Raw genomic sequence first — 11756 nt, forward strand, 5'->3', positions numbered from 1 at the left:
CTTGGCCTCGTTGCGTATCGGCGTTGCCTTCATGATCGCGCCGAGCGGCATCACGACGATCGCGCCGAGCGGGTCAGGCAATACAGTGCTGTTTCCGGGTCCGAGTGTGCGGCGCAGTCCGGCGTATCCGACGTACATGTTGAAGTTTTCGGTCCCCTGCCAGTTCCCCGGCTTGATGAAATGCACCCCGACGGAATGGGCGGCCGTGGTGTTGACGACCTCGTCGTGTGCGCCGGATCGGATCATGCCCGCTGTGGCGATGGCGCGAATGTTCGGGGTGAAGTGCAGGTATAACGTGTCGGCCTGATCCACGTAGCTGCCGAAATCGGATCGGTACTCCGCCGACTTGTCCAGTACTCGGGTGTACAGATCGGGGGTTGTCTCAGGAATGCCCACCATGGTGCGTACGCGGACGATGGTGTCCGCCAGGGTCCTGACGTTTCTTGCCTCGTGATCCCGAAACACGAACCCGCGCAGTGAGGATTCGGCGAATATGCTTACCGCGGACCGTTCGACCATCCGCAGTGCGTCATCGACGATCACGGTGATGTGCCGGGGCCCGGCAATGGCGGCTACTGCTTCAACTACATCGTCTCTGGTACGCAGACCTCGGGCGATCTCCGACAGCAACGGTGCCAGACCGGTATCCGGGATATCGTGCCATCCAACGCTCATATCCCGACGCGCCGCCGATATCTCGGACCGCATCGAATCGATGTCGTCGAGCAAACGCTGGACCGTCCGGCGCGAACCGTGGTCATCGAGCACCTCTGCCGCACGGTCGAGCTGCCCCCGGATTCCGCGCTGCAAACGTCGTATCGCGTCCTCGACTCGGAATGACTCCACCCGATGCGCATCCAACTCCGCAAGCCGAACCCGTGCCGCGGTGTGCAACGCCTGGGCATAACGCTCTTTCGCCCCAGGAAGCAACCCCGCGAATCTACTGGGCTCGACCGAGACTATCTCGGCAAGCACTCGAAGATCTTTATCGTCGAGACGTGCCTGCGCGGTGAGCTCACGCAGGGTCGCAATCGTCTGGTCGCGCCGTCCCTCTGGTGTTTCGGCGTATGCGGCCAATCGCTGGTTCAAGAATGTATTCAGCTCATCGCGGACACCGGTCAGAGACACCATGTCTACCGTTCCCGATTCACCGACCAATTGCGCAAGCACGTGCTCCAACTCGCGCACCTGATCGGTGATTCGGTCGACTGCCTGATCGCGTTCGGTCACTGCATCCGACAGCGCGACAGCATGCTCCTGGGTGAGCAGAAGCTGCTCGGGAACGAGAGCATGCTGCAGCACCTGCTCATCGGTGAGATCCCCCACGTGGAAGAACGGCCCATCGTGCGACACCGCCGGGCGGGAGTCGACGTTCGACAGCGGCGTCTCCGGTTCGCTCATGCCCTCCCGGGCGCTCCAGCCCTGGCCTACCGAATCGGGGTTGTAGTCGATGTCGTCGCGCCGATCACGACCGCTTACCCCCGGGCGGCTGCCGATGAAATCCGGTGCGGATTCTTCGTAGATGAACCACACCGACTGTCCCGCCGCCAGCTCGGAGACACCGAAGCTGTGGGCCGTTCCTCGGAGATTTTGCAGAAACTCCGGCAGCGCGGCCGATCGAGCCGACTCGGGGCTGTCGATATTGATTTCGACCGAACGACCGAGAAGTACCCGCTTACCCGGAGCACCGAAGGTCTGCAGTTCGAACCTGAGATCGTTGCCTCCCGGCCGACCTGTCGCCAACTCCGAGAATGCGGCGGCCACGTCGTCGATCTGGCCCGCATCATGCCAGCCGGAGGCTTGCAGGCGCTCGACTGCCCAGGCAGCCGCCCCGTCACCGGATACCGAACGACCAGTGGAGCTCGACTCACCCACCGTCAATTCGGCCAGCGGTTCCATACCACCGACCAGCTGAACACCCGACTTCGCCAACCATCGACGCAATACCTCGTCCAGCTCGCGGAGCGCTTCGGCAACCCGCACCGAGTCCGGCCCCAAATTCACCCGAGTAATTCGGGCGGTCACCTTCCCTTCCGCGCGTAGCCATTCCACATCTATTTCGCCGGATTCGAAAAGTACCGGATTCACCGACAATGTCGTCACCAGGCGATCGGATTCCGACTCGACTTTTTCGATCGCCACCCAGAAGTCGTCCGCACCGTATCCGGGCAGCAACTCTTCGGCCGCGTCAGCGCCCCGGTCGATCAGCTCGTCGACAGTCAGGTCTTCGACGGTCGGGTCAGCTGTCGACGAGCTCCACAGCTTTCCTCGATACATATCCCGGAAGCGGCCGCCCGAAAGATCGACGCCTCGACTCCGAAGATCATATCTGAGCTGCGCCGCAGACTGCATCAGCTTCCGCTTGCTCGGCTCTCGCCGTCCCTCGGGCCGTTCGTCGACCGAATGCCCGAAGGCATTGGCGAAGGGTTCTATTTCCTCCGGTAGACCGTCGATGAACGTGCACACCGCGTAGCCCGGTACCCCGAACTCCGAGCGGGGGTGATCATCGTACAAAAGCAGATGATTCGACCCGACACGAAAATCGTCTCCGACGGCCGGACCCATCACAATGCTCTCGAAGTCTCGCATTCCGAGACTCTCCAGGAACCGGGACGTGTAAGGCTTTCCGTCGGCTCCGACAAATTTGCCGTCCACAACCCTGAGGAGGAATGATCTCTCGGATCCGCGGGGTATATGCACAACTGCGCGAGCATCGGTATCCAACGGCACCATCTCGTACACATCGCGGGTCGGCACTACTCGCTCGGCCCGTCGGTACTCATCGATAGCCAACGGCCTTCTCAGCCGATACTCGGGCGGAAGCTCGAAGTTATCCATCGACTCGGCCGAATACGGCTGAGCCGTGCCGAGAACGCGACCGTTGTCTTTCAGTTCCCGGAGACGATCCAGCGCCCCGTCGATCGCTAGCCGCTCGATTCCGAGCGTAGCCAACATGTTCTCCAGCCACGCCGGGCGCAATGCTTCGACGACGGCGAGCGCCACTGGGTGCAGCCGAGCATCCTCGCGGTCCATAGCGTGCTTCACAAATTCCGGAACATTCGGAGGATAGAGCGAGAAATTCCCGTTCGGAAGCTCGCGCTGCGCTGTCGCAAAAGAATAGCTGCTGTCGGGTAGGCAGTACCCTTCCGGCACGACGACGAGAGTTTTTCCATCCGCGGCCGTTCCATAATTCTCACCCGCGGCAGCGCACTCTCCCAAGATGTACCCGCGGACTATCATGAGATCGCGCTGCACCCGATCCAAAACAGCAAACGGTCGACTCGTGTCGAAGTCGGGCACATTCATACACAATGAACCCTCACCACGGCTGCCAGACCACAATGTTGTGGTCGGAACCTGGCCTGCTCTCAACGTCGAATCGAAATTCGATGCAATGTCGGCTATCTGTTCATCGAGCCGGGAGGTGGCCACCGCGCGGACCGCAAGCCCGGAACGTGGCACGAGGAATACTTCCTCGTAATCATCCTCGACCATGCCGCGATATTCGCCGGAACCTGGGCGATACACCCCGAGCGCGCCCGCGCCGAAGTCCACCAGGAAAGAATCGTTCATCCCCTCGGGGATGCGCTGTTCGATGTTCTGCGGGAGGCCTTGCAGGGAATGCTCGGCCTCGCTCATCTGCCACAGTTCGGGCCGACCGCCGTGGGTGAATTCAGCCGCATCTCTGGACTCGGCCGGGACGGAGCTGTCCGGTAACGAGCCGTCGCCGGGCGGGCGATGGCCTACCAGCGCGAACTGGTCCTGCCGAAGTGGTGGGCCACGACTCGACCGCAGCGATGGCGGGGGTAAACCGGGGTCCTTGGCGGAGACGACCGGACGCTGCGTGCTGGACAGGCGGGCGAGGGGTTCGCCCGCACTGTCGAATTCGATTGCGAAGACGCGCCGATCCGCCTCGTCGAGCTGGTCGATGAAAGGTTGCTGTTCGCGCCGCCACTGCTCGAACGGGACAGCTTTGTTCAGCAGCGCGCCGGGTTCGGCCAGATCGGCGGGCGTGATCGGTGCCTGTCCGGGGGCGGCCGCAATGTCCAGGACGACGAGGTTCGGGGCATCTGCCCGGTCACTGTCGTTGACCAGCAGCACCAGGTGGTTCTCGACTTTCCCCTTATTCATCCAGTTGTAGACCAGCGCCTGGCTACCCCCGGGCCACTTTTTCAACGACTCGGCGGCCGCGTCGAACGACCGGAATGTCCGGAAGGCACCGCCAAATGCCCGCTCCGTATCGTCGGCGTCGTGGCCCCGCAGTGGCATGTCGTCCCGCAGGTGATAGGAGTGCTGGTTATCGGGGTACAACACCCGCATCATCGTCACGCCGTTGTTGACGCAGCTCTTCGGGCTGCGCTGGTGGATGGCGACCGTAAGGTCGAGCAGGGCGCTGACAGCCAAGTAGGTGGAGGCGGCGAAAACCAGGAATTCGATGGCCGGGTCATCGGCAGTTTCGGTGGGGGCGAGCAGGCGGGCGACCGCGTCGGCGAGCACGTCGCGGGCGGTGGCGGCGTTCACCTCGGTGGCGGGGGCGTCCAGCAGGGCCGCCAGCTCGGCGCGGGCCGCGTCGACGGCGGCGCCGACCTGGCGCACGCCCTCCGCGCCCGCGACCTGGGCGGGTTCCCAGCCGAGTTCGGCGGCCAGCCGGTTACGCTGCGGCCTCAGATGATTCAGCGCTTGCTCGTCGGTGAGGGTGTCCGCCTGCATCACCGTCACGGGCGGGGCGTGGTCGAGGTGCTGGTTCAGCGCTTCCACGGCAGCGGAGGAGATACCTGCTCGTTCCAGCAGTCGACTCAACGGGTCGTCGTCATCGTCGGTGTCGAATACGGCTGCGGCCGCTTGGACCGATGCGGGTATCCCCAACCACCCGGCCAGCCGCGCGAACCGGTCCCCCTGCAGGTGCGGTTGGACGGTATCAGGCGCGGCGTGCACAGCTTCCCTCGCGGCACGGTCCGACTCTGCCCCGGCGTGGCCGGTGTCCGCCGCGGTTCGGCCCGTGTCCGCCGCGGTTTGGGCAGTGTCGGTCCCGGCCTGACCGGCATGCGCCGCGGTTTGGGCAGTGCCCGACCCGGTGGGTACAGCTCCCGCAGCGACGGCGGCCGGGGGTGTTGCCGAGGTGGCAGCGCGATCTCCTGCGGCAGGGGGTGCGTTGGCCTGATTGACGCGGCGCATCGCACGCTGCAGATACGCGCGGTCGGCCGCCTCGTTCTGCAAGGGGGACGTCAGGCTGCGCATTTCCCGCTCGGCCGCGGCGACATCGGCCGCGGTGGCCGCGACCTTCGTCCGTGCCGCCTGCACGGCCTCCCCTGGTTGTGCCGCATTCCTATTGCCCGCCTGACGGGTGGCTTCGGTGTATTCGGCGGTGGCCTCGGTGTGCTTGGCCACAGCGGCCCGATAGTGGGTGATCGCGACCCGCGCACCGTGATGCTGCGCCTCGCTGTAGAGGCTGTCGGACGCGGCGACGCTGAAACAAAAACTACCGTTGCGGCCGTTGCGGCCCGCGCGCGCCGACCTCTGATGGTCCTCATCCGGATTGGTCGGCGAACGCCCCAGCATGTGCGCGTGCACCCCGCCAAGCTGATTGACCTCGTCGCTGATCGATACGTCGAAACCCCGGCCCAGCATCCCCGTGCCGACGGTCACCGCGCCCCGAGCACCCGCCGTGTCCTTGACCGACAGCAAGTGCTCCTCGGCGGCATTGTTGTCGCGATGCGCGGCGAACCACTGGCCGTCGATCGCAGTGTGTTCCACGTCCGCCTTGGTCAGCATCAGCGAGAATTTCCGAGCCAGATCGTTGAACGGGCAGATCACCAGCACCGGCCGCCCCTCGGCCTGCAACTGCTGCACCCGGCTCACCGCGTCCCGCAATTTCTGCGGCTCGGTGAGGAATATCCGATCCGGCTCCCCCACCAGTTTCGACCGGCCGAAGTCCTCCACCTTCGCCAGACCGCCCTGGACCGGGAAATTCTCCTTGATCTCCGCCGCGGTCCGCTCCAGCGTGCCCGACATCAGATGCAATTTTTCGTACCCGCCGAGGACGTCCTCCACGGTGACCTGTTTCGATCCCTTCCCATCGGAATACACCGGGGCGCCGAACATTGCCTCCACCATTTTGTGGCGGCCTCCGAACCACCGGCTCTCGGTGCCGATCTTCGGATCGCTTCGCGGCTTCCCGTACTCGTCGAGAATCTGTACCTTCTTCTCGGAATCCGTTCCGAAGATCTGGAAGTCCCGATTCAGTTTCAACCGGCCCGCCTTGACGTCCAGGAAAGCGCGGGCCATCTCGGTTTCCTCGGCGGTGAATTTCCGCCCGGCGTAGCTTTCCCACAACCGGCTCACCGTGTCGAGGCACTGCTCGGGTTGCTCACGCATCGACCGCGCCGTCAGGGTCCGTGCCGCCCCGACTTCCTCCGGCGACAGTGCCCGTACCGCCCCGGCCTCCTCCGCCGTCAACGGCCCGTCGTGGAGTGCCTGTTCGAAATGCACCGACAGGTCCTTCGCCGCCGTGATTCTGCTGCGCAACACGGCTTTCAAGAAGTCACGCACCCGGTGCACCCCGGCGGCCTCCACGTCCGAGGCGAGCTCCCGCTGTCCCTCGGACTGGTAGTGCACCGTCTGGTTGTGCACCAGCACCGCGTCCGCTTCATCGATCGTCGCGGTCTTCCCTGGCGGCGGCCGGTCGAACAGCTCAGCGGTCGCGCGCTCGTCGTAGGTCATGTAGTACACCGTCGGGCGATCCATCTCACCCGGCGGATTGTGCGGATCCCAGCGCGCGACCTCGTATCCGAGACTGCGCAGCATCGGCGCGAATTCCCGGACCCCCTCGTTGGCCAGTACCTCGGTGGTGGTGATCACATGATGCACCCGCACCGACTCACCGCTCGCCAGCTCCACCGGCTCCCCGCGCGACAATTGCCCCAACGTATCCAGCGCACCGACCATGGACTTTCCCTGGCCCGTGCCCATCTGACGCATGAACCCGTGCTCGCCGAGCAGGAATGCCTTGATCTGATTCCACCGCGGCGTCATGCCGGTTCCCGCACGCACCGCGTCGATGTACCGCAGCAGCGACTCCACCCGATCGCCCTGCTCCATCGTGTGCCTGCGTTGCTCCCACGTCTCACCGGACAGTTCTTCCTGCCGCAGCCGATACAACGCGAGCGCCTTCTTGGCCGCGGCCTTGAACTGCGTTTGCTGGTCGGCGGTAAGGTCCTGCTTCGTCGCCGGATCCGCCGACGGCAGCCCCGCCAGCTCCTGTGCCAGCGCCTCCGCCGGGCGGTCGGGTCCGTCGTGCACCGACGGGCGAGCGTCAGCGGGCACCGCATCCTTGGTGTGCTCCACCGCCGAAGGCTCGTGCGCGGGCGGTACATCCACCTGCTTCGGGGCCGTAACCCGGGCCGGGCCCTCACCACCTGCACCATGGCGGCCGGACGCATTGCCAATCTCCACTGGAGGATCGACCTTCGCCGCCCCCGGTCCCGGCCGAGGAGTCGCCGACTCGTGCCCAGCCGCACCGTCGCCCGCCGGAGCCGAGGCGCTCCGGCCGACACCGACCGAGTGCGCGTCGCCGTCGCCGTGGCTTGCCGATTGCTGCGGTTTCGAATCGGAGTGGTCATCGCCCGCACCCGCCAGGAGTGCACCAGCAGCTACACCACTCCCAGCCTGGGCACCACCGCCACCGTGCACACCACCATTGGCCTGCCCATTGCCGCCACCGCCAGCACCGTGCCCACCGCCACCGGTTTGCCCATCGCCAGCGTGCGCGCCGCCGCCACTACCGCCCCCGCGGTCCCCGGTTCGCGCATCGTCGGCGCCACCGGCCTGCGCACCACCGCCACGCGCATCGGCACCATCCTGCTGCGCATCACCGGTATGGGTACGATCACCGGTCTGCGTAGCGCCACCAGCGCCCTGCACATCCGCACCGGCCTGCGCACCGCCACCCGAACCACGGTCTGCTGCTGCGTGGTCGCCTTGCAGCGCAGGCGAATCGGGCTCGCCCGGTCGCCCGTCCGCCGCTGCCCTTTTGTTCGCGTCTTCATCCGGGGCAGGAGCCTGCGCACCCGATCCCCCATCGGCGAGGCGCCGCGGAAGGTCTCCCGACTCGTGCTGTCGGTTGGCCGTCGCTCCCGGCGAACCCTCCGATATCAGGTGCCCGCCGAGCAGCGCCGTAGCCTGGCCGGGCGCGGCCGAGTTCGTGAGCTGCGGGATGGTGCCGCCGTTGCTGTCCACCGGAGCGGGCATCAGCGATTTCGTCTCCTGGGGAGCCCCCGCCAGCCGCATCACGGCATCCTTGCTGAGACTCACCGTGGGAGGATCTGGAGGGACGTAGGCACCGCTGCCGTCGACCACTTCACCGCGAGCGGAACCGGGATTCGAGTGGGCCCCGCCGTGCACATCGACGACTCCGGCGAATCCGCCGTTGAGCAGCGACGTCAGGATGTCTTCGGAGTGTTCCGGCCAGCCCGTGATCAATGCCGCCGCACCGAGGCCGGACACCGCGCCCGCGACCCCCTGTACCAGCCCGAGTGCCGCTCGGCTGGTCGCCAAAGCGGGAACAACCTTGGGGGCGAACACCCCCGCGGCCATGCCGCCCACCGCACCCCCGGCTCCCGACACTGCTGCGGCCTCGATCGACTTCACATCGATACCCATCGGGTTCTCCCCGTTGGGGCCCTTGACGGTCGAGACCCGGTCGCCGGACCCGACCTGCATGAGCTGTACCCCGAAATCCACACCCGCGGGAAGCGCGGCGGCCGTGCCGACGGCAAGAGCGAACCGGTGCGGCCCCAACGCCGACAATCGTGCAGCCGTCTTCGCCGCGCCCACCTGGTAGGCCTTCTCCAGGCCCGCGCGCATCAGCGCGACCTTGGCTCGGCCCTCGACCAGCATCGACTCCACCATGGGAGCCGCCGCAACCTCTCCGGCCGGACCGGCTGCGGCGGCCACCGCCACCATCCTGATGATGCGCCAGGCCAGCTCGACACCGAACACGAACATCACGCACAGTGTTTTCTCCGCATCGTTGGCGGCCGCGTGCGCTTGATCGGCCAACGCCAGCGCTTCCTCCCGCAGCTTGACCGCGCCCTCGCGCTGCAGATGCAATACTTCGCGCACTCGGTCACCCAGCGCGCCCAGCGAATCCTCTTGCGTCAGTAGCTTTTCCGCGTCTTCCGCATGAGCATTCATGGCCGCGGCCTTGGCCCGCAGCTCCGCGGCCATCCATCGCATCCCGGACACGTCGGCGCGTGGCAGTTCTCCCCCGAACACCAGCGCTACGATCGGGCGCCGCACCCCCGCGGGCAATTCGTCGAATGCTTTGCGCAGCTCCACGACCGGGTTCAGCGACCACAAACCGTCCACCGGCACCACCTACCGCGACGTCGCGTCGACCAGCACCGCGTGCAGTGCTCGGGCCTGAACGCTCGCCTCGTCGCCGCGCAGCACGACATCGGCGAAGGCGGCGCCGAGGGCCCGGCGCACGTCGAACCCGCGTGCGTCCGCGGCGGCCCCGGTCAACTCGTCGCGCCATCGCCGGTAGCCGCGCACTACCTCAGCGAATGTGCTGTTCCGTACCCCCTCGAGACGCAAATACTCCGCGATCAGAACATGCTGTGCTCGCCTGCTTGCGACACCGCCACCGGCGAAGTCGAGTGCCCGGCCGAATTCGCGCAGCGTCGCCAGGTAGATATCCAGCTCCGCCGATTCGGCTTCGGACTCCGCCGCTCCGGTCGCTCGCGTCGCGATCCGCTGGTCGAGGGTGATCGACCGACCGGCGTCTGTGCCCCGCGTATCGCGTGGTTCGAAACTCCACCGCACCGGCCCCGATTCGGCATCGAGCTCGGCCACCGCGACGACATCGAGCGCGATCACCGGGTAGTCGGTGAGCACCCGGTCCACAGCGGCCGCGAATTCTCGCATGACCGGCACCTGCAAGCCGGGGATATCGAATCCGGTTACCCGTACGTCGTGGTTCTCGGCCAGCGCCCGCGCCAGCCAGCCGATTACTGGATCGATCGCCGGGCGCGCGTCGGCGCGGCGCTTGTCCCTCGATTCGTTGGCGGGCTTCGGCGCCCGCGGCGCAGACGGCAGCCGAGGACTCGACGGTCTCGCCTGGGCCGCGGCGGGCGGTCCTGCCGTTCTGGGCGGCTGCCCGGACCACGGGGTATCCCGCCGTCCCACACCGCCCGGTGAGCTGGCCGCCGCCTGCCGCGCGGCGGGGGTACGGGGTGCGTCCCGGGTGGCGGCCGGGGGGAACACCCCGGAGGCCGGAGGACGCTGACCGGAGTCTCCGGCCGACTTGCCGGGGTTAGCGTTGCCCTGTCCGCCTGCTCCCCGCTCCCCCTCTCGGCCCGCTGACCGATTCGAAGGATCCCGCAAGGGACCGCTCTCCGACGTGGTGCGTCCCGCGGACCCGTCCGATGTCCCGGGGACGGATCGCTCGGTGGGGTCGGCCCGGTCCGTGGGGGACGTCGGGGCCCCCGTGGCCGGAAACGTCTTCGCGGGTTCGGACCGCAGTGGCAACTGCGCGCCCGCGGGCGGCGACGTGCCCGCGCTGCCGATCGGCCAAGGCGATGCAGACTCGCCGATCGGGTCCAGGTGGTCGGCGGCAGTGCCGACCAGACTGGCGCCGAGCATGTCCTGTTCTTCGAATCGGCTTGCGGCGTCCACTATTCCGGCTGCCGTGCTGTGCAAGCTCTGCTCCATCGCCCGCAGATGGGCCAGCAACTGGTCGGCATGCGGCTTGAACTCCTTGGCGAACGCGAGACCGAGATCGTCGTCGCCCCAAGTGCCGTCGGCGTGCGCCAGGGAATCGCGTAGTCCGGCATAGGTTTGCCCCACGCGGTCCCCGAGTTCGGCCAGCCGCGCTCCCCGATTTCGCAGCTGGTCCGGATCCAACCGAACATCATCGTTCACGTCGCGATCGCCCTCCGGTCAGGCTCGGCCGTTGCCGCGCAGCCGGAACCGTCGCTCGAAGCCGGAGACGAACAGCGACCACGGCACCGACGTGGTCGAGCGCTCTACAACGCCATCGTCGGCAACATAGAAAACCGCACGGTCCAAAGCGATTTCGCCGTCGGGCACCGGCGAACGCACCATCCAGCCCACGCTGATGCGATCGGCCCGCAGTGACGATAACGGATACCCCGTAGTGTCGTACTCCTGTCTACGGATGTGATCACGGACGAGGTCGATGGCAGCCGCTTCGCCGATCCCCTCGGCGTGGTTCGCGTCCAGATCCGCGAGCATGAACTGGAACATCGCGCCATCGATGTCGGTGCCGTCACCGAAGACCTGCACGAGCGCCTGGCGAGTCACCGCGCCTGCTTGTGCAGCCGACACCAACAACTCGGCCGCGCCCGACGTACCGCCCGACTGGTCGTCCAGCAGGTTGTCGACGACACCCGCCACAGTGCCGGGGGTCCACACCGCGGGCAGCGCCGACGCGCACTCCGATATCGGCGCGGACTCACCCCGGTACCACTGCCCGGCCTCCCACCAGTAGCAAAACGACAGCAAACCGGTTGCCGCTCGCGGATTGAGCACCGGATCGGCCACCCAATCCGGTGCTCCCGCAAACAATTCCGGCATTGCCGCACCCGCGTTGTACGCGGCGTCCAGAACCGACGCATCCCACACCCCACCCGACAGCACGGCCCGGTCGCCGGGCAGTAGTGTCAACGTCGAGCCGCTGCGTCCGGCGCCTTCGAAGATGCCGACCGACGGACCGATCCGCGGCCCCTGCCCCGACC

General features: G+C 66.7%; 2 protein-coding genes and 1 pseudogene (1 of these 3 running past the window's edge). All 3 read right to left on the reverse strand.

The window, feature by feature from the left end; genetic code table 11:
• Positions 1–9366: the beginning of a helix-turn-helix domain-containing protein gene (locus NA5_RS36410; RefSeq protein WP_157110844.1), read on the reverse strand. The gene continues 19347 nt to the left of window position 1, outside the view; the window shows 9366 of its 28713 coding nt (coding positions 1–9366); the start codon lies at positions 9364–9366; the stop codon falls past the left edge of the window.
• A 9-nt stretch (positions 9367–9375) separates the two neighbouring features.
• Positions 9376–10920: a hypothetical protein gene (locus tag NA5_RS36415; protein WP_062993585.1), complete on the reverse strand. Its 1545-nt coding sequence runs from the start codon at positions 10918–10920 to the stop codon at positions 9376–9378.
• 18 nt (positions 10921–10938) lie between these two features.
• Positions 10939–11756, reverse strand: a pseudogene (locus NA5_RS41570) (hypothetical protein); the annotation flags it as partial.

It is taken from the genome of Nocardia anaemiae NBRC 100462, from assembly GCF_001612725.1.
Lineage (GTDB): Bacteria > Actinomycetota > Actinomycetes > Mycobacteriales > Mycobacteriaceae > Nocardia > Nocardia anaemiae.